At 42.3% G+C, this 17829-nt stretch carries 18 protein-coding genes and 1 pseudogene; 18 read left to right on the forward strand and 1 reads right to left on the reverse strand.

Going from position 1 to position 17829, the window contains the following annotated elements; all coding sequences use genetic code 11:
* The first annotated feature begins 1 nt into the window (after position 1).
* The 14 genes and pseudogenes from LKM37_00970 to LKM37_01035 all read left to right on the forward strand — a co-directional run bounded on the left by LKM37_00970 (position 2) and on the right by LKM37_01035 (position 13887).
* The gene (locus LKM37_00970; GenBank protein ID MCI1719593.1) at positions 2–670 is read left to right on the forward strand and encodes an aminotransferase class I/II-fold pyridoxal phosphate-dependent enzyme; all 669 of its coding nucleotides are present in this window, start codon (positions 2–4) and stop codon (positions 668–670) included.
* Positions 671–681: 11 nt separating this feature from the next.
* Positions 682–1281: a PLP-dependent transferase gene (locus LKM37_00975; GenBank protein ID MCI1719594.1), complete on the forward strand. Its 600-nt coding sequence runs from the start codon at positions 682–684 to the stop codon at positions 1279–1281.
* 54 nt (positions 1282–1335) lie between these two features.
* A pseudogene (locus LKM37_00980) lies at positions 1336–1895 on the forward strand (alpha/beta fold hydrolase).
* Positions 1896–2087: 192 nt separating this feature from the next.
* Positions 2088–2270, forward strand: coding sequence for a hypothetical protein (locus LKM37_00985; GenBank protein MCI1719595.1), 183 nt, complete (start codon positions 2088–2090; stop codon positions 2268–2270).
* A gap of 150 nt (positions 2271–2420) precedes the next feature.
* Positions 2421–3299 (forward strand): aspartate kinase, encoded by an 879-nt coding sequence (locus tag LKM37_00990; GenBank protein ID MCI1719596.1) that lies wholly within the window; start codon positions 2421–2423, stop codon positions 3297–3299.
* A gap of 74 nt (positions 3300–3373) precedes the next feature.
* Positions 3374–4717: an ACT domain-containing protein gene (locus LKM37_00995; protein MCI1719597.1), complete on the forward strand. Its 1344-nt coding sequence runs from the start codon at positions 3374–3376 to the stop codon at positions 4715–4717.
* A gap of 216 nt (positions 4718–4933) precedes the next feature.
* Positions 4934–6136 (forward strand): aspartate-semialdehyde dehydrogenase, encoded by a 1203-nt coding sequence (locus tag LKM37_01000; protein ID MCI1719598.1) that lies wholly within the window; start codon positions 4934–4936, stop codon positions 6134–6136.
* A 116-nt stretch (positions 6137–6252) separates the two neighbouring features.
* Complete coding sequence (locus LKM37_01005) at positions 6253–8157, forward strand: toprim domain-containing protein (GenBank protein ID MCI1719599.1); 1905 nt, start codon at positions 6253–6255, stop codon at positions 8155–8157.
* Between the two features lies 1 nt (position 8158).
* Positions 8159–8755 (forward strand): 1-acyl-sn-glycerol-3-phosphate acyltransferase, encoded by a 597-nt coding sequence (locus LKM37_01010; protein ID MCI1719600.1) that lies wholly within the window; start codon positions 8159–8161, stop codon positions 8753–8755.
* A 96-nt stretch (positions 8756–8851) separates the two neighbouring features.
* Positions 8852–10456: a TolC family protein gene (locus tag LKM37_01015; GenBank protein ID MCI1719601.1), complete on the forward strand. Its 1605-nt coding sequence runs from the start codon at positions 8852–8854 to the stop codon at positions 10454–10456.
* Positions 10457–10515: 59 nt separating this feature from the next.
* Complete coding sequence (locus LKM37_01020) at positions 10516–11520, forward strand: efflux RND transporter periplasmic adaptor subunit (GenBank protein MCI1719602.1); 1005 nt, start codon at positions 10516–10518, stop codon at positions 11518–11520.
* Positions 11521–11596: 76 nt separating this feature from the next.
* Positions 11597–12808, forward strand: a complete 1212-nt coding sequence (locus LKM37_01025) for an ABC transporter permease (protein ID MCI1719603.1) — start codon at positions 11597–11599, stop codon at positions 12806–12808.
* A gap of 7 nt (positions 12809–12815) precedes the next feature.
* The gene (locus tag LKM37_01030) at positions 12816–13286 is read left to right on the forward strand and encodes an ABC transporter permease (GenBank protein ID MCI1719604.1); all 471 of its coding nucleotides are present in this window, start codon (positions 12816–12818) and stop codon (positions 13284–13286) included.
* A 139-nt stretch (positions 13287–13425) separates the two neighbouring features.
* On the forward strand, positions 13426–13887 hold the full coding sequence (locus LKM37_01035) for an ABC transporter permease (GenBank protein ID MCI1719605.1): 462 nt from the start codon (positions 13426–13428) through the stop codon (positions 13885–13887).
* 124 nt (positions 13888–14011) lie between these two features.
* Here the strand turns inward: LKM37_01035 and LKM37_01040 are convergent, their stop codons facing one another.
* Entirely contained in the window at positions 14012–14593 is a 582-nt protein-coding gene (locus LKM37_01040; GenBank protein MCI1719606.1) for a thymidine kinase, read from the reverse strand.
* A gap of 50 nt (positions 14594–14643) precedes the next feature.
* On the opposite strand from LKM37_01040, the gene LKM37_01045 reads away from it, so the two are divergent.
* From LKM37_01045 to LKM37_01060, 4 genes are read left to right on the forward strand one after another with little or no spacing between them, the layout of a single operon-like run.
* The gene (locus LKM37_01045) at positions 14644–15117 is read left to right on the forward strand and encodes a hypothetical protein (protein MCI1719607.1); all 474 of its coding nucleotides are present in this window, start codon (positions 14644–14646) and stop codon (positions 15115–15117) included.
* A gap of 58 nt (positions 15118–15175) precedes the next feature.
* Complete coding sequence (locus LKM37_01050; GenBank protein MCI1719608.1) at positions 15176–15403, forward strand: hypothetical protein; 228 nt, start codon at positions 15176–15178, stop codon at positions 15401–15403.
* Between the two features lie 58 nt (positions 15404–15461).
* Complete coding sequence (rsmI, locus tag LKM37_01055) at positions 15462–16235, forward strand: 16S rRNA (cytidine(1402)-2'-O)-methyltransferase (GenBank protein MCI1719609.1); 774 nt, start codon at positions 15462–15464, stop codon at positions 16233–16235.
* Positions 16177–17361: a helix-hairpin-helix domain-containing protein gene (locus LKM37_01060; GenBank protein ID MCI1719610.1), complete on the forward strand. Its 1185-nt coding sequence runs from the start codon at positions 16177–16179 to the stop codon at positions 17359–17361. Before rsmI ends, LKM37_01060 begins: the two co-directional genes overlap by 59 nt.
* Positions 17362–17829 lie beyond the last annotated feature (468 nt).

Here is a 17829-nt window from a genome sequence, read left to right on the forward strand (position 1 = left end):
TATGTCAAATTATAAGTTTGAGACTTTGCAGGTACATGCGGGCAATACCCCCGACCCAACTACGGGAGCAAGCGCAACCCCTATTTATCAGAGCGCTTCATTTGCATTTAAAAATGTGGAAGAAGGGAGAAAAATTTTTGCTCATGAAAAAGACGGATTCTCTTATTCAAGAATTGTTAACCCTACCGTTGATACTTTTACAAAAAGGATTGCTGCGCTGGAGGGAGGTTATGACGCAGTGGCGGCCGCATCCGGAATTGCTGCGCAATGGCTTGTAATGCAGGGGCTTTGCAAGGCCGGCGATAATCTTATTAGTTCCATCTCTCTTTACGGCGGAACTTACGGACAGTTCAAAAATACGCTTCCGCAGTTTGGAGTCAACGTAAAATTTTGCTCATGCAATGACCGCAATGAAGTTGAATCTTTGATAGATGATAAAACAAAAGGAATATATGTAGAGACTATTGCCAACTCAAATCTGGCAGTTCCGGATTTTGAGATGCTTGCGCAAGTTGCTGCTAAACATAATATTCCGCTGATAGTAGATAACACCGTAGGGATGCGGCGGATATTTGTGCAGACCGCTGGAAAAAGGAGCAAACATAGTTACCCACTCAGCAACCAAATGGATTTGCGGACACGGCAACACAATTGGAGGAGTTGTAGTTAACGGGGGGAATTTTGATTGGGAGCTGCGGAAAATTTCCAAAGTTCACGGAGGCTCAATCTGCGCTTGGGGGCAAAAGTTATCTGCAAAGATACGGCAAGGGTGCATTTAGCGCACAGCTTGCGTATGAAGGACTTACAAACTTTGGAGGTTGTCTCTCCCCGTTTAACGCATTCCTGCTTCTAATGGGCGTTGAGACTCTCTCCCTGAGAGTTCAAAGAGTTTGCGATAACGCGCTTGCACTTGCAAAATGGCTGGAGAAAAATCCAAAAATTGCAAAGGTATGCTACCCGGGATTGGAGAGTCATCCGACACATAAAAACGCTGTAAAATATTTAAACAACGGTTTCGGCGGAATCATCTTTGTAGATTTAAAAGCATCTAAAGAGCAGACAGCCAAGGTAGTAGAACGCTTTAAGCTTTTCACGCTGCTTGCAAATCTGGGGGACAATAAATCTCTAGTTACACATCCTGCAACATCTACCCACTCGGAATTATCTGAAGCGGAACTTAATAAGGTTGGAATTACGGGAGGCACTTTGCGGCTTTGCATTGGAATAGAAAATATAGAGGACATTATTGCTGACTTTGATAATGCGCTTAGGATTATTTAAATATAACAAACCTTTTAAGCTGGAGAGCGGGGAGTCCTTGCCGGAGCTGGAGATATGCTACCACATATCAAAAGAGTTCCGGGAACCCGGAGCGAAACTCATAAGAAAACTGCCGCGAAGAAGAAAGTTATCTGGATAACTCACGCGCTGACAGCAAATTCTGATCCTTCTGAGTGGTGGGATACTCTGGTTGGAGAGGGAAAGTTTTTTGACCCGCGCAAGTACACAATTGTATGCGCAAATTTGCTTGGAAGCTGCTATGGCTCCACCGGCCCCGCTTCCGTGAATCCAAAAACCGGCAAGCCTTATCTGCTTAGTTTTCCAAAAGTTACGGTAAGAGATGAAGTTAATTTTTTGGAACTGCTGCGCAAGCATCTTGGCATCAAAAAATAGATTTGATTATAGGAGGCTCTGTTGGAGGATATCAGGCGGTAGAGTGGAGCATTATGTACCCGGATGTAATAAAAAATGCCGCGTTCATTGCCACTAGCGCTCGCGTTACCCCCTGGGAAACAGCATTTAATGAGAGCCAGAGAATGATATTGGAGGCAGACGGAACATTCGGCAATGAGGAATATGCACAAGTCCAAACAAAAGGCAAGAAAAATTTGTGATTACAGGCGGACTTAAAGGAATGGGAGCCGCCCGCACCGTTGCGCTCATCTCCTACAGAAGTTGCAAAGGTTACAACTCAACTCAGCAAGACCCAGATATAAACTCTCTTTGGGAACACAGAGCAATCATCATATCAGCGCCATCAGGGAGAAAAATTAGAGAAAAGATTCAATGCTTATTCATATCTTGCAATGGTTAATCTTTTTGACAGCCAAAATGTTGGCCGCGGACGCGGAGGTGTGGAAAAGGCGCTGGCAAAGATTAAAGCAAAAGTTTTGTGCATTGGAATTGACAGCGATATTTTATTCCCGTGGCAGCGAGCAAAAATTTATTGCAGAGCACACATGCTGCTGCCGCAGTTCCGAGTCAAATAACAAAACTAACAGGGAGCGGAAAATTTATTAAGATAAAATCAGATTTTGGTCACGACGGTTTCCTGCTGGAATACAAACAGATACAAAAAGCGTTAAAGAACAGTGTCAAAGATAAGAACATTTAAATAATGCCGCAAGGCAATTTTTAGTATGCAGGTACTTAAATTTGGGGGCAGCTCTGTTGCAAATGCAGAGAATATAAACAGAGTGATTGCCATAGTAAAAAAGAAAATTAAGAGAGATAAAACCGCCGTGGTTGCATCCGCAATTAGCGGAGCTACAGACGCGCTGATTCAAATAGGAAAAGCTGCTCAGTTGCAGGATAATTCTTATACTCAGCAGATTGAAGCATTATACCAAAGGCATATTGAGCTGATAAAAGAGCTTATTCCAGAGGAGGATTCCGCTCCAATAAAAAGCGAGTGCAAGGAATTGTTTGGCAAACTTAGAGAGATTTGCAACGGAGTTTATTTGCTAAAAGAACTTAGTCCGCTCAGTCTGGATCATATAATGAGTTTTGGAGAAATGCTCTCTACAAAGATTATAAGTTCAAAGCTTAAATCTCTGAATATAAGCCATGTATGGAAAGATTCCCGCAGTCTCATAAAAACAGAGGTTTCAGCAGGAGCTAATGTTGTAAAGAAAGAAGAGACCGCAAATAACATTGAAAAATATTTCAGCACCGCACACAATAATTTATACATCCTCCCGGGTTTCATTGCATCTGATGACCAGGGAAGAACAACAACACTTGGCAGAGGAGGTTCTGATTATACAGCATCCATTTTGGCCGTTGGAACACAGGCAAGAGTTTTGGAAATTTGGACGGATGTAAACGGCATGATGACCGCAGACCCACGCATTGTTCCGGAGGCAAAACCAATAAGGAACATATCATATAAAGAGGCGCTGGAACTTTCACACTTTGGGGCAAAGGTTGTATATCCCCCAACCATACAACCAGTTGTTAAACAAGGCATTCCTATATATGTAAAAACACTTTTGACCCTGAGGACGACGGCACTCTAATAGAAAAAAATCCGCCGGAAGGAATTGGAAAAATCAGAGGCATCTCCAGTTCAGACAAGATTGCTCTGCTTAGCATGGAGGGGAGCGGAATGGTTGGCGTGCCCGGTTACTCCAGCAGATTGTTTGATGTGCTTTCTCAAAACAACATCAATATAATTTTAATCACTCAAGCATCATCTGTTCACACAATGTGTATTGCAATTCCTGAATCTGATGCTGCAAAGGCAAAAAAGGCAGCAGATGAACTGTTTGCCTATGAAATTTCACTTGGGAAAGTAGATCCTCTAAAGGTTGAGAAAGGTTTCTCTATTATATCTCTGGTTGGAGATGACCTTAAAAATCAGAGCGGTGCAAGCGGAAGAATGTTTGATGCGCTGGGCCGTGAAGGAATAAACATCAGAGCAATTGCGCAGGGATCATCAGAAAAAAATGTCTCAACGGTCCTTCACACAGAAGATGTCAAAGCCGCAATCCGCGCCATTCATAAAGAATTTTTCAGCGGAAAAGGGAGAAGGATTAATTTGTTCTTTGCAGGGTGCGGCACAGTTGGTTCCGCTCTGATAGAGATGATAAATAAACAGCATGACTTCATATCCAATCAGCTGGGCAAAGACCTGGTTATATGCGGAGTATCTGACAGTAAAAATTATATTACTGCTCGCGACGGTGTAAAAATTCCGTCAGATAAAAAGGGAAATAAGAACGCAAAAGGGGTGTCAAAAGAGGATATAAAAAAAGTCCTTGCAACCGGAGAGAAAAATTCCGGCAGCAACTATATAGAAAAAATCTGCGAGCTGAATTTAAGCAATTCCATATTTGTAGACTGCACTTCAAGCAAGTCAATTGCAGGCACTTACGTAGATTTATTCCGTCACAAAATTGCAGTAGCAGCTTGCAATAAAATTGCAAACTCACTCTCCTATGATTCATATAAAGAACTATTTGAGGTTGCAAGAACAGAGGGGACAAAATATAAATATGAAACAACCGTTGGAGCTGCATTGCCTGTTATAAGCACTGTAAAACAGATTGTTAACAGCGGAGACAAAGTGAAAAAGATAGAGGGGATACTATCGGGAACTCTAAATTATTTATTAAGCAATTACTGCGGAAAAGATTTTGCAGCGCTGGTGGAAAAGGCAAAAGAGCTTGGATACACAGAGCCTGATCCAAAGACAGATTTAAGCGGGACAGATGTGCTTAGAAAATTTTTAATTTTGAGCAGAGAGGCAGGATTCAAACTGGATATCAGTGATTTAAACTATCAGCCTTTCTTTGAGGGGAAATATGAACCTCGTCTAAAAAAACTTTATGAAGAAGCCTCAAAGGCGGGGAAAAAAATTAAGATTTGTTGCAAAACTGGACGCCAAGATTTTCATTGGCATAGAGGCAGTAGATGCAAAACATCCATTCTATAATGTAGAAGGCAGCGATAATGCAATTATCTTAACCACAGAGTTTTATCCACAAGGAATAGTTATCCGCGGGGCAGGTGCGGGAGCAAAACAGACCGCATCCGGATTGCTTAATGATATCCTGTCCATTTAAAATTATTCAACAATAAATCTGAAAAAATTAAACATTCATAAAATGAAAGTAGCAGTTGTAGGGCAACCGGACTGGTTGGCAGAAACATGATTAAAGTTCTGGAAGAGAGAAAATTCCCGGTAACAGAACTGATTCCCGTGGCGAGTGAAAAATCAGCAGGTAAAAAGATAAAATTTAAAGGTAAAGAGTGGAGCGTTGTCTCTCCGGAAACAGCCGTTTCCATGAAACCGGCAGTAGCAATTTTCTCCGCAGGGGCAGATGTCTCCAAAGAGTGGGCCCCAAAATTTGCGGCTGTAAAATGCTATGTGGTAGATAATTCCTCATATTGGAGAATGGACAAAACAAAACGGCTTGTAATTCCCGAAATCAACGCAGATGTAATCAAAAAGAGTGATTACATTATTGCAAATCCAAATTGCTCCACAATTCAAATGCTGGTTGCAATTGCAGACTTGCACAAAAAATATAAAATCAAGAGGATTGTAGTCTCCACCTATCAGTGCATAACCGGGACTGGCAAAAAAGCTGTAGATGAGCTAGATGCAGAACGCAATGACCAAACCGGCACAAAGACTCTTGCAAAAGCTCTTAAAAATGGAATAAAAAATGTAAACACGTGCAGCGCAAGCTGTTATTACTCTCCGCGCGGGACAGAGGGACGGAAAACAACCACCGCATATCCCTACCAGATAGACCTCAATCTTCTGCCTCATATAGATAAATTTCTCCCAACGGGTTATACAAAAGAGGAGATGAAAATGGTGGATGAGACTCACAAAATAATGAGGGACAATAACATCAAGGTCTCCCCTACTACGGTAAGGGTTCCTGTAATAGGAGGCCACGGAGAATCTGTAAATCTGGAATTTGCAAAGCCGGTAACTCTTAAAGAGGTCTATGCAACCCTCAGAAAAACCAAAGGAGTTCTTCTTCAGGACAACACACTCCCCAAGAGATGCAGCACAAAAAATCCTTACGGAGAGCAGAATAAAGCCATTGGCGCGGAGCTGCCAAAATATTTCAGCACAAGTTCCAAAACTGCCGCAGGGAAAAAATATCTTGAGCAGCTGGCCTACCCTATGCCAATTTACGCCAAAGACAGAGATGAAGTTTTTGTAGGAAGAGTCCGTTTGGACCCAACGGTCAAAAGCGGTATCAACTTATGGTGCGTATCTGACAACTTGCGCAAAGGGGCAGCAACCAATGCTGTACAGATTGCAGAAGTATTGCTTTCAAAGAAATTTATATCAGTGATCACAACTTCATTTTTAGTCTATTTTCCACAATAATTGGGTATTTAGCACATCCTCAAAGGGAGATTTTAGGCTTTTTATCTAATTTTCGTAAATTTGCAAGGTTAGCTCCCGACAGGATAAACTGTCGGGAGTAAAAATATAATAGAGAGATGAATAAGGGATACAGCGAGAGTGATTTTGAAACCCTAGAGTGGTATGAGCACATCCGGAGAAGACCGGGTATGTATTTGGGAAAGCTTGGCAACGGCAGTGAACAAGATGACGGTATCTACGTGCTGTTTAAAGAGATTGTAGATAATGCAGTGGATGAGTTCCATGAAGGATGGGGCAAGACTATTGACATTACCTTGAATGAAGAGACTAAAGAGGTGAGCGTCAGAGATTACGGAAGAGGAATCCCTTTTGGCAAACTTCTAGATGCTGTAGGAAAGATGAACACCGGCAGCAAGTTTGGCAAGGACGGCTCTCTGGCTTACGGCAAATCAGTTGGTCTTAACGGAGTTGGAACAAAAGCCGTAAATGCCACATCTACACAATTTTATGTACAGTCTTTTATAGACGGAGAGAGTTATTACGCATATTTTGAGAAGGGCGTTTTAATCCGCAAAGGCAAGGAGAAAACAAAAGAGGAGAAGGACGGAACCTTTGTAAGATATACCGCAGATGATACTCTGTATGAGGGATATAACTACAACGTAGAATTTATTGACACCATGCTTAAGAACTATGTTTATCTGAACATAGGTCTGACAATTAATTTCAACGGAAAAAAATACAAATCTGAAAACGGACTGCTGGATTTGATAAACGACAATCTGTCCGAGACACCGCTTTACGCCCCTATTCATTTGACAGGCAAAGATATAGAAGTTGTTATCACACACTGCACAGAGACCGGGGAGAATATTTATTCATTTGTAAACGGGCAAAATACTTTTAACGGAGGAACACATCTTTCCGCCTTTAGAGAGGGCGTAGGAAAGACTATCAAAGAGTTTTTCAAAAAAGATTTTGATCCAAAAGATGTAAGAGAGGGAATGGTGGCGGCCATCTCCATCAGGGTTGGCAATCCAGATTTTGCAAATCAGACAAAGACCATGTTGAACTCCAAACTCACAGATACCGTGGCAAATGGAGGAATCCCTATTAGAGATTTCATCATGAACTTCCTGACTGTTGATCTGGACAATTATCTGCATAAAAATCCTTTGACTGCAGACCCGCTGCTTAAGAAAATTCTTGCCAGCGAGAAAGAGAGAAAGGAACTTGCAAGTTTCCAAAAGGCAAGGCGCTCAAAGAAAACAAGTCTTAATAATGAGAAACTTAAAGATTGCAGCATACATTACGGAGACAACAATGAGAGAGCAGAAGAGACCACTATTTTTATAACTGAGGGAAATTCTGCAAGCGGCACAATCACAAAGACCAGAGACACTAAGACTCAAGCAGTTTTCAGCTTGAGAGGTAAGCCAAAAAACACTTTTGGCAACTCAAAGAAAGTTATTTACGATAAGAAAAATGCAGAACTTAATTTGCTGCAGGCGGCTCTTGGAATTGAGGAAGATATTGACAATCTGAGATATAACAAAGTTGTAATTGCAACGGATGCGGATGTTGACGGAATGCACATAAGAATGCTTCTGCTGACATTCTTCCTGCTTTTCTACCCTGAACTTGTCAGACGCGGGCACGTTTACATCCTGCAAACTCCGCTGTTCAGAGTAAGAAAAAGAAAGAAAGACGGAGCAATGGATACACGATATTGCTACTCAGAGGCAGAGAAACAAGATGCAATAGGCAAACTTGGAAAAGGGCCGGAAGTTACTCGTTTCAAAGGACTTGGAGAGATATCCGCAAATGAGTTCAAAGATTTTATCGGAGAAGATATGCGTCTGGACAGAGTGCGTCTGAATAAAGATGATTCAGTACATGACATGCTGGAATTCTATATGGGCAATAATACTCCCGACAGACAAAACTTTATCCAAGAACATCTTAGGGAAGACGTTATAATGGAAGACATTATAAGCACCGGCACGGAAACTGAAGAATAATATGAGCGGGAAACAGCGTTTTGCAAAATTTATGATAAAGCTCCTTGGCTGGAAAGTCATGGATGGAGAGGTGCCGGAACCCAAGTGTATTATTCTTGGAGTACCGCATACTTCAATCAAAGACTTCATAATATCTTGGTTCTTTTATACATCTGTAGGTGGAACGGCCAATATTATGATAAAAAAAGAATTTTTTTTCTGGCCTTTGGGCCCAATTTTGAGAGGAATGGGAGCCGTCCCCGTGGACAGAAGCCATGGTGCAATTTCAGCCAAGCAAATTATAGAAACGGTGCAAAAGGCTAAGAAGATGCATCTTGCAATAGCCCCTGAGGGAACCAGAAAAAAAACGGCTAAGTGGAAGACTGGCTTTCACACAATTGCAAGAGCTTGTGACATGCCTATTTACCTTGGTTTTTTTGACTGGAGCAGAAAGCAAATTGGAAGGGGCATAAGATTTATGCCAACGGAAAATGCGCAAGAAGATTTAAAGAAAATCCGCGCACATTATAAGGCTATGAATATGGAGGGATGTCACCCGGGACACTTTGATTGCGGAGATGTTGAACCAAAGCTGATTGAGGAGCAGGAAAAGAGATAAACTAAATAGGTAGAGAGTAAGATTGATTTACATGGTATGTTGAACGCGATACCAAAGAATAGATTGAAAAAAGAAATAGAAATATACATGAGAGTGATGAAGAGAATTTTGTTGACAACAGTTTGCATCATTTGTGCGATAAGTTCATTTGCACAAACTTATACTCTTGAGGAGTATGAGACGTTTGCACTCCAAAACAGCAAGACTGTAAAAATTTCTCAGGAAAGGATCCAGCAGGCTGAGAATTTAAGGCAGGCTGCATTCACACAGTTTCTTCCTAGTTTCCAGGCAGTTGGAGCATATACATGGAATCAGAAAAACTTATCCCTGATTTCTTCAGACGCAATGCTGCCTGTTGGAAGCAAGACTTCTAGCGGCACCTTTGGTTTTACTGCAGACCAAATAAGTAACTCATGGACCGTAGTAAACGGAGTTACAATGCCGGTTGATGCAAACGGAAATCCTTTTAACCCTTACACTAATCCGGAGAAAATACAGTGGAAACAATATGCATTGCTTCCAAAAAGTTCACTTACTTATGATATTGAAAATGTGTTTGTTGGCGGCATAGGTTTTACGCAGCCAATCTTCTTGGGAAACAAAGTGAGGGAGCTTTACAACATTTCCAAGAGCAATGAGGAGATTGCAAAGCTGGCACATAATAATGAAGAGGAGAATCTTGTTTTGGAAGTTGACCAGTCATACTGGACAACGGTTTCCCTTATTAATAAAAAGAAGCTGGCTCAAAAATACGTTGACCTTTTGGAAAAACTTTGCAAAGATGTGCAGGCAGCTAAAGACCAGGGAGTTGCAACAAAAGGAGATTTGCTTAACGTTAAGGTGAAACTCAATGAAGCTCACCTTGCGCTTACCCGCGCAACAGATGGAGTTGAACTATCAAAGATGTCTTTGTTCCGCGTGTGCGGTTTGGATTTGAACGGAGACTTTGGACTTGCAGATGAAGATGTTTCTCCGGAAAATGCAAAGGAGCTGGAGGCCGGATATGATGTTAATCAGGCAATAGATAACAGGTCTGAAATCAGACAGTTAGAGGAGCTTGTAAAAATTTCCAAGAGCAATGTGAATATTGCCCGCAGCCGCTTTATGCCAAATATTGTTGCAACGGGAAATTACATCACAACAAATCCAAATTCATACAATGGGTATGAGACAAAGTTTGGAGGAATGTTTACAGCGGGAGTTGCAGTCACAGTTCCTATCTTTCACTTTGGAGACAGAACTTACACATTGCGCGCCGCAAAACATGAATTTAATATTGCAAATTACAGAATTGACCAGGCAAAAGAACTTATCAATCTGCAAGTTACGCAAGCCAATTTTAATGTTAGGGAGGCAAACAAAAAGCTGGAGTCCGCGCTTAGCAATATAAGTGCTGCGGAGGAAAATCTTAAGCTTGCCAACATCTCTTATAAAGAGGGACTTATAAACGTAACGGATTTGCTTGGCGCTCAGACGGCATGGGTATCCGCTCAGTCAGATAAAATTGATGCAGGCATAAATGCAAGAATGACAGAGCTTTACTTAAGGAAAGCTGTCGGGATAACAAATATTAAAGAGGGGCAGAGAGCAAAAGATGACGGCGTAATTAAAGAGGGGCCGGTTAAAATGATTAAGGAGACTCCGGAGAAAAATTCCAGTCAGACATCTGAAAAATCTGCTAAACAGGAAAAGATAAAATAATGAGAAATATCTCATGCAGAAAAAGCAAAAAGAAAATAAAAAATTAAAAATATATCATTATGAAAAAATTACAACAGAGTACAATCAGCTTGCTTGTAGGACTTGGAGCGCTGATACTTGTTATAGTTGTTCTTGGATTAATTGGATGGCTGACATCCAAACCGCAAAAGATTATCCTTCAGGGAGAAGTTGAGGCGCGTGAGTATAGAATATCCAGCAAGGTTCCTGGTAGAATTGCACAGCTCCTTGCAGACGAAGGAGATACTGTTTCCAAAGGCCAGCTTGTTGTATTAATTGACAGCCCGGAAGTTCAGGCAAAAGTTAAACAGGCTAATGCCGGAAGCATGGCGGCAAATGCGCAAAACCGTAAAGCAAATCAAAGTGCAAGAAGTGAACTTGTCCAGGGCGCTTATGAAATGTGGCAAAAAGCAAGAGTGGGTTCAGATATTGCCCTTAAATCTTATACCAGAATACAAAATCTGTATAATCAGGAGGTTGTCTCCGCACAGAAAAGAGATGAAGTAAAAGCACAGTATGATGCGGCGCTTGCAACTGAGAAAGCGGCTAAAAGTCAGTATGATATGGCTATTCACGGAGCGCAGAAAGAGGATAGAGTAATGGCCATGGCGCAAGTAGAAGTCGCAAACAGTAATGTTACAGAAGTTAAAACTTACCTGGATGAAATTAATCTTACGGCTCCCGCAGGAGGAGAAATTACAGAGGTATATCCAAAGGTTGGAGAGCTTGTTGGACAAGGAGCACCTATCATGAGCATCATAGACATGAATGATGTTTGGTTTACGTTTAACGTGAGAGAAGATTTGCTGCAGGGAATGGACATTGGCAAGACTATCAAGTTGAAAATACCCGCATTAGGAGAAGATAAGGTATTTACCGCCAAGGTTTATTTCATAAATGAGATGGCATCTTATGCAACTTGGAAGGCGACTAAAGTTTCAGGCAATTTTGATGCAAAAACTTTTGAGGTCCGCGCACGCCCCACAGAAAAAATTAAGGGTTTGAGAGCCGGAATGAGCACAATAATTACAGAAGTTCTTAAGTAATATTTATTAACCTCGGCAAAAGCAGTTTACAGTAAATAATTCTAAAAAAGTTTAGAGAATTAATTATCATAAAACGTTGTTAAAGAATAGAGTAAACGATTGGTTATTTGGCTGGCTCCGAATGTTCAAAAGCATTAAGGAGGTCCTGCACAGAGAGTGGAAGCAAATGTTTAGCCGTCCAATCTATCTATTTGGTACTGTGTTGATTCTATCCTTCTGCGCTATCTTTTTCTTTTCTTTATTTGATGAAGGTTTACCAAATGAGTTGCCTATCGGAATTGTTGACAGAGATAATTCTTCTTTCTCCAGAATGGTGAGAAGAAATTTGGATGCAGAGCAGGGTGTCCGGGTTGTGAAGATATACTCGGAATATCAGGCAGCCAGAAAAGCGCTACAAGTTGGTGATATTTATGGTTTTATAGATATACCAAACGGAGCATACAGAGATATTCTTGAGGGACGCAGACCAAAGGTGGGAATCTATTGTGAGCAAGGCCTTATGGTGCCGGGAAATTTTACATATAAAAATTTCATCTACATAGGCACCGTTCTTGACGTAGGAGTGCGCAGAGAAATACTAAAAGCAAAAGGTTATCCCGAATCGGGCATGATGGCCCGCCTGCAGCCTATAAAAACCGATTTTCACCTGATTAAAAATCCATGGACAAATTACGGTATATATTTGACTACAATTCTATGGCCCGGACTTCTGCAACTTTGCGTATTGCTGATGACTGTTTTCTCCATTGGTTATGAACTAAAAATGAAGACAAGCCGGGATTGGATGTCGGAAAGCCATGGCTCAATCTTCAATGCCCTCACAGGAAAGTTGCTGCCCTACACCTTCATATTCGTGCTGATGGGAATTGCCTTTGAGTTGCTGGCGTGCAGAATAATGGGATACCCGATAGCCACGCATATATGGGTCATGTTCTTAACCATAACGCTGTTGGTATTTGCAGCACAGGCAGTTGGGATATTTATGATAGGTCTTTTCCCGGTCCTAAGAGACGGGCTAAGTTTTGCGGCACTGTACGGTATTCTCTCTCTGTCGCTTGCCGGAATGTCATTCCCCGTTGAATACATGCTCGGTGTAATTCAGGGATGGGCGGTTATGTTCCCTTTAAGACAATTCTTCCTGATATATGTGAAGGAAGGAATATTTGCAGCCGGTTTCAATGCCGTATGGCTTAACTACGTTGGTTTGCTGATATTTTGCCTGCTTCCGTTTACAATACTAAAAAGGCTTAAGAGAGCTTTAATATTCCAAAACTACCCGCTTAAATAGATTGGAAATGAAAGAGTTCAGAAGACAATATTTGCAGAATGCCGTTAGACAAATGACCACCATTTTTTGGAATGAAGTGATCAGGATTTTTACGGATAGCGGTGTAATGCTGATATTATTTATTGCAGGACTGGGTTATCCTCTACTTTACAGTTTTGTATATTATCAAGAGTCCGTGAGTGAGATCCCTGTCGCGATAATAGATAATGACGCCTCCGCCTACAGCAGAAAATTTTCCAGAGAACTGGATGCCACAAAAGAGGTACAGCTAAGGCGTTGCATAAATATGAACGAGGCTGAGTATTTAATGGGGCGCAGAAAAGTTCATGCAATTATTGTACTTCCAAAAGATTTTGAAAAAAACCGTCCTGGACGGACAGGAGCAGGCAACCGTCTCCGTATATGTGAATATGACCAGCTTCTTTGTCTACAAAAGTGTGGCTTTTGCAATAAACTTCACAATGCTGCAGGAGAATAAAGACATAGAAATACATCGGTATGAAGCGGCGGGACAAACACAGCAGCTCGCCCTCCAAAGTGCAGACCCTGCTCCGTATGAGGCTCAATTTCTGTTTAATCCCGGTAACGGATTTGCAAGTTTCTTTGTACCGGGTGTTATGATTTTAATTATTCACCAGCTGCTTTTCCTGGGAATAGGAATGCTTGCCGGAACAGTCAGAGAAGAGAATAAAAATCACAAATTATTTGAAAATCAGATAGACCAAAAAAGGATCTACAGAGTAATTTTTGGAAAAGGCATGGCCTACTTTTTAATATACGCTATCTTTTCCGCCTACATTACAGTACTGATACCCAGATGGTTTGGTCTACCGCACCTTGCAAGTCCATGGGATATCTACAGGCTGCTGCTGCCATTCCTGCTTGCAGTAATATTTTTCTCGCTTACATGTTCCGTGTTTATCAAAAACAGAGAGACCGGCATGGTAATGTTCCTGTTCTTCAGCGTAATACTGCTGTTCTTAAGCGGCGTCACCTGGCCGCTGACCAACTTCCCGAAATTCTGGAAAGATATTTCGCATACCTGTTCCCATCCACATTTGGAATTCAGGGCTACCTGAAACTCAACACCTTCGGCGCAGAATTCGGTCAGATACTCCCGGAATTCATCGCCCTATGGACGCAGGCCATCGTCTACTTCATAACCGCCTGCTTCTCATTCAGGTACATCAATAAATAGAAAAATTATTTGTTTTTCTTCTCTTCAGCCATCGCAGCATTGAAGCAGTGGCGGCATAGAGGCTCGTATTTGTCTTGTTCTCCAAGCATTACAAGTTTGTCTCCGCCGGCAATACGATGGGAGTGCCGGGCGGGCTGCCCGCACTTTACGCAGATTGCGTGAACTTTTGTAACGTGCTCCGCTACAGCCATAAGCGCGGGCATGGGACCAAAGGGCTTGCCAAGATAATCCATATCCAGGCCGGCGCAAATCACGCGCACACCCCTATCGGCCAGCTGATTGCAGACATCAACTATTCCGTCATCAAAAAACTGAACTTCATCAATGCCAATAACATCAACATCTGTCGCGAGCAACAAAATATTTTGTGAAGAGTCCACCCTGTTGGACTCAATAGAATTCTTGTCATGAGAGACAACATCCTTATCTGAATAGCGGGTATCAATGGCAGGCTTGAAAATCTGCACCCGCTGATGCGCAAAATTAGCTCTTTTTAAGCGTCTTATGAGTTCCTCTGTCTTGCCGGAAAACATAGAACCGCAGATGACCTCAATCCATCCCGCCTTATTTGTTCTTTCTTCAAACATTTTGCTAATTTTGTGATATCCTAATTAGGTTGAACAAAGGTATTAAAATTATGGAAGAGAAAAAAGGACTTCTGGCCGAACTTGGAAAAGTTCTGGAACAATATGATTCAACGGAAGACATTGTTAAACAGAATGTTAGCAGTTGTCTGCAGAGTTTTTCAAAAGAGCTTGGAGTGCGCCTGAAGGATTTTGAGAATCGCCTGGCGGAGATTGAAAAGCGGCTGGATGACATTGAGTCCAAGCTTGATAAGCTGGAGGATATGAAGGAGGTCCCGGCAGACAATGAATTTCCGGAAGCAGAACCCGCAGAGGATCTTGAAGAAGGACCTGTTGAGGAGCCTGTAGATGAACCTTTAGAGGAGCCCGTTGAGGAACCTGCTGAAGTACCTGAGGAGGAGAATGTTAATGAGGTCCCGACAGATGCTGAATTGAGCGCAGAGGAAGAAGCGGAAGAGGAAGCAGAGGAAAAAACCTGTCGCGGAGCCAGAAGAGGAAAAAGCAAAAGAAGAGAAAAGCAAACCTGACTGGTATGATTGGGAGGTTGATTACCCCGCCGCTTATGTTGATGATCTGATTGCCAGCATGGGACTTAATGATAAAATGCAATTTATCAATGAATTGTTTAACGGGAAAGAGATTGAATTTGAGAATGTTATGCAAGACATTGATACTATCGGGAACTTCAAAAAGATTGTTGCGCATTTAAGAGAAGAGTACCCGCAGTGGGATGAGACCAGCGATATTGTTTATAGATTTTACATGCACATCCGCAGAAAATACGATATCAAAAAGGCTGAAACAGAGGAGTAAGCGGAAGTAATAAAGATTTTAAAAATAATTGGACGGCTAAAAACAGCTGAGCAAAGTGATGGAAGAAGGGAAAGGAAAACTTTATCTGGTGCCTACTCCAATAGGCAATCTGGAGGACATAACTCTCAGAGCTATAAATGTTTTGAAGAGCGTTGACCTGATTCTTGCAGAGGATACAAGGACCAGCAGCGTGCTGTTGAAAAAGTACGGCATAACCACTCACATGGAGAGCCATCACAAATTCAATGAGCATAAGACCGTCGGCGGAGTTTGTGAGAAAATCCTTGATGGACAGACCGTTGCGTTAATCAGCGATGCGGGCTCCCCCGGAATTTCAGATCCAGGATTTTTGCTTGTCAGAAGTTGTATTGAGCAAGGCATTGAGGTTGAGGCGCTTCCAGGCCCTACAGCTTTTGTCCCTGCGCTGACTGCTTCAGGTTTTCCATGCGACAGATTTTGTTTTGAAGGTTTTCTTCCGCCCAAAAAAGGAAGACAAACCAAGTTCAAAGAGATGGCTGCAGAACCTCGCACAATAATTTTTTACGAATCGCCATACAGGCTTGTAAAGACATTGGAGCAAATGTGCGAATTCATTGGCACAGAGAGACATGCGGCAGTATGTAGAGAAATTTCAAAAATCCACTATGAATGCAAAAGGGGCACCATCGCCGAGCTAACAGAGTGGTATAAAAATAATGAACCCAAAGGAGAGATTGTTGTTGTTCTAGAGGGGGCAGAGAAAGTAAAGAGTGAAAAAGATTATAGCGTAAAAGATGAGGAGGACGAATATGGGACAAGGGACCAACACAGAGAAGGGCGGGAAGAAGAATGAAAAAATTTCCGCAACAAGAGCGCGCGGAGTCATCGCGCTGATTTTCCTGCTACTTGTATTTCAAACAGTTACATTCACGCTGCACAAATGCGGCGGTGATGAACCATCCGTGCAATATGCAGACGGCAATTCACCCGGCGGCTATCAAGGCAGCGGCAAATTCCAACGCAACGGCACACCCGGCTACTCGCCCGGCAATTACCAACGCGGTTATCAGCGCGGCAGCACACGCGGCAATAATTCAACCAGTTACACCCGCGGCAGCAAACCGCAGCACTTCAAATTTAATCCAAATACTATTTCTCCCGACAGCTTATGTCTGCTGGGCTTCTCTGAAAAACAAGCCCTTACAATAATCCACTACAGAGAAAAAGGCGGCATATTCCGCCGCAAAGAAGACTTCAAAAAAATGTACGTGGTAGATGATGCCAGGTACATTGAATTGCTACCGTATATCACTATTCCACAGGGTAATACTGCAGATGTCGGAAAAGAAACATCATTCCAAAAATCAAATGGAATAAATAACAACGCAGTAATGATAACAAGGCAAAATTCTGATTTTCAGAATTTTGCCCGCGACCGTAGGGAGCGTGCCTCCTCGCGCGACAGCGCGTTAAACCACAAAATTTTGCGGCGCTTTGTGCCGCAAAATAGTGCGGGCGCCTTGAGCAATGGCAAAATTGCACAAGCTCCGCGCGGGCAAAAAACATCGGAAAAAATTTACATTGACTTAAATGAAGCGGACAGCGCAGCACTTGTATCGCTCAGAGGCATAGGCGCTTACTACGCACGCAAAATATTGTCGTACAGAGAAAAACTTGGAAGTTTTGCGCGGCCGGAACAGCTAATGGAAATAGATGGCATAGATGAGGAGAGGTACAACATGCTCAAAGAACAAATATTTGTACATCCGTCGGGAATAAAAAAATTCTCCATAGCGGAGATGGCAGAAAAAAACAAAGACTTCCTAAAACGCCACCCGTACATAGGCGCCTACGCAGCCAGAGGCATAGCGCTATTCATCTCTCAAAGCGGTGCGGAGGCCTGCATATTGGATAACCTGGTGAGAGCTAGCATTATCTCAGCGACAGTTGCAGAAAAGCTCCGGCCGTATGTGAGGTAACACAGCACCTGCCTACTTGCTTACTTACTTACTTACTTGCTTGCCTGCTTACTTGCTTGCCTGTTCGCCATAAGCACCGCCGAAAGAGATGTGGCCGCAAAGAAAGAAATATGCCTCTGGAATGCTTGCAGGGGCTACCGTGTAACTTGCTGGCCTGATCCGCACAATCAATATCATTGATTCTGTGCATATTATAAAATATCCTCAATTTAAAATTGAGGATATTTTATAATTAATTGAATATGAGTAATTAGCGTTCTACGGATCAGGCCAATGAGTTACAAGAGCCCTCACACAGTCATAACACAGCCATACGCAGTCATAACACAGTCATAACACAGTCATAACACAGTCATAACGCAGTCATAACACAGTCATAACACAGCCATACACAGCCATACACAGTCATACACAGTCATAACGCAGTCATAACACAGCCATAACGCAGTCTGCTGTGCAGCCTGCTAG

It is taken from the genome of Bacteroidales bacterium (genome assembly GCA_022647615.1).
Taxonomy (GTDB): domain Bacteria; phylum Bacteroidota; class Bacteroidia; order Bacteroidales; family UBA932; genus Egerieousia.

What these genes read in the sequence shown, in the direction of transcription:
- LKM37_01015 (MCI1719601.1), top strand. Translation starts at nt 8,852, where the DNA reads ATGAAGAGAATTTTGTTGACAACAGTTTGCATCATTTGTGCGATAAGT.
- LKM37_00990 (MCI1719596.1), top strand. Translation starts at nt 2,421, where the DNA reads ATGCAGGTACTTAAATTTGGGGGCAGCTCTGTTGCAAATGCAGAGAAT.
- rsmI (MCI1719609.1), top strand. Translation starts at nt 15,462, where the DNA reads ATGGAAGAAGGGAAAGGAAAACTTTATCTGGTGCCTACTCCAATAGGC.
- LKM37_01035 (MCI1719605.1), top strand. Translation starts at nt 13,426, where the DNA reads ATGATTTTAATTATTCACCAGCTGCTTTTCCTGGGAATAGGAATGCTT.
- LKM37_01010 (MCI1719600.1), top strand. Translation starts at nt 8,159, where the DNA reads ATGAGCGGGAAACAGCGTTTTGCAAAATTTATGATAAAGCTCCTTGGC.
- LKM37_01060 (MCI1719610.1), top strand. Translation starts at nt 16,177, where the DNA reads ATGAGGAGGACGAATATGGGACAAGGGACCAACACAGAGAAGGGCGGG.
- LKM37_01005 (MCI1719599.1), top strand. Translation starts at nt 6,253, where the DNA reads ATGAATAAGGGATACAGCGAGAGTGATTTTGAAACCCTAGAGTGGTAT.
- LKM37_01040 (MCI1719606.1), bottom strand. Translation starts at nt 14,593, where the DNA reads ATGTTTGAAGAAAGAACAAATAAGGCGGGATGGATTGAGGTCATCTGC.
- LKM37_00995 (MCI1719597.1), top strand. Translation starts at nt 3,374, where the DNA reads ATGGAGGGGAGCGGAATGGTTGGCGTGCCCGGTTACTCCAGCAGATTG.
- LKM37_01050 (MCI1719608.1), top strand. Translation starts at nt 15,176, where the DNA reads ATGGGACTTAATGATAAAATGCAATTTATCAATGAATTGTTTAACGGG.
- LKM37_01030 (MCI1719604.1), top strand. Translation starts at nt 12,816, where the DNA reads ATGAAAGAGTTCAGAAGACAATATTTGCAGAATGCCGTTAGACAAATG.
- LKM37_01020 (MCI1719602.1), top strand. Translation starts at nt 10,516, where the DNA reads ATGAAAAAATTACAACAGAGTACAATCAGCTTGCTTGTAGGACTTGGA.
- LKM37_00985 (MCI1719595.1), top strand. Translation starts at nt 2,088, where the DNA reads ATGGTTAATCTTTTTGACAGCCAAAATGTTGGCCGCGGACGCGGAGGT.
- LKM37_01045 (MCI1719607.1), top strand. Translation starts at nt 14,644, where the DNA reads ATGGAAGAGAAAAAAGGACTTCTGGCCGAACTTGGAAAAGTTCTGGAA.
- LKM37_01000 (MCI1719598.1), top strand. Translation starts at nt 4,934, where the DNA reads ATGATTAAAGTTCTGGAAGAGAGAAAATTCCCGGTAACAGAACTGATT.
- LKM37_00970 (MCI1719593.1), top strand. Translation starts at nt 2, where the DNA reads ATGTCAAATTATAAGTTTGAGACTTTGCAGGTACATGCGGGCAATACC.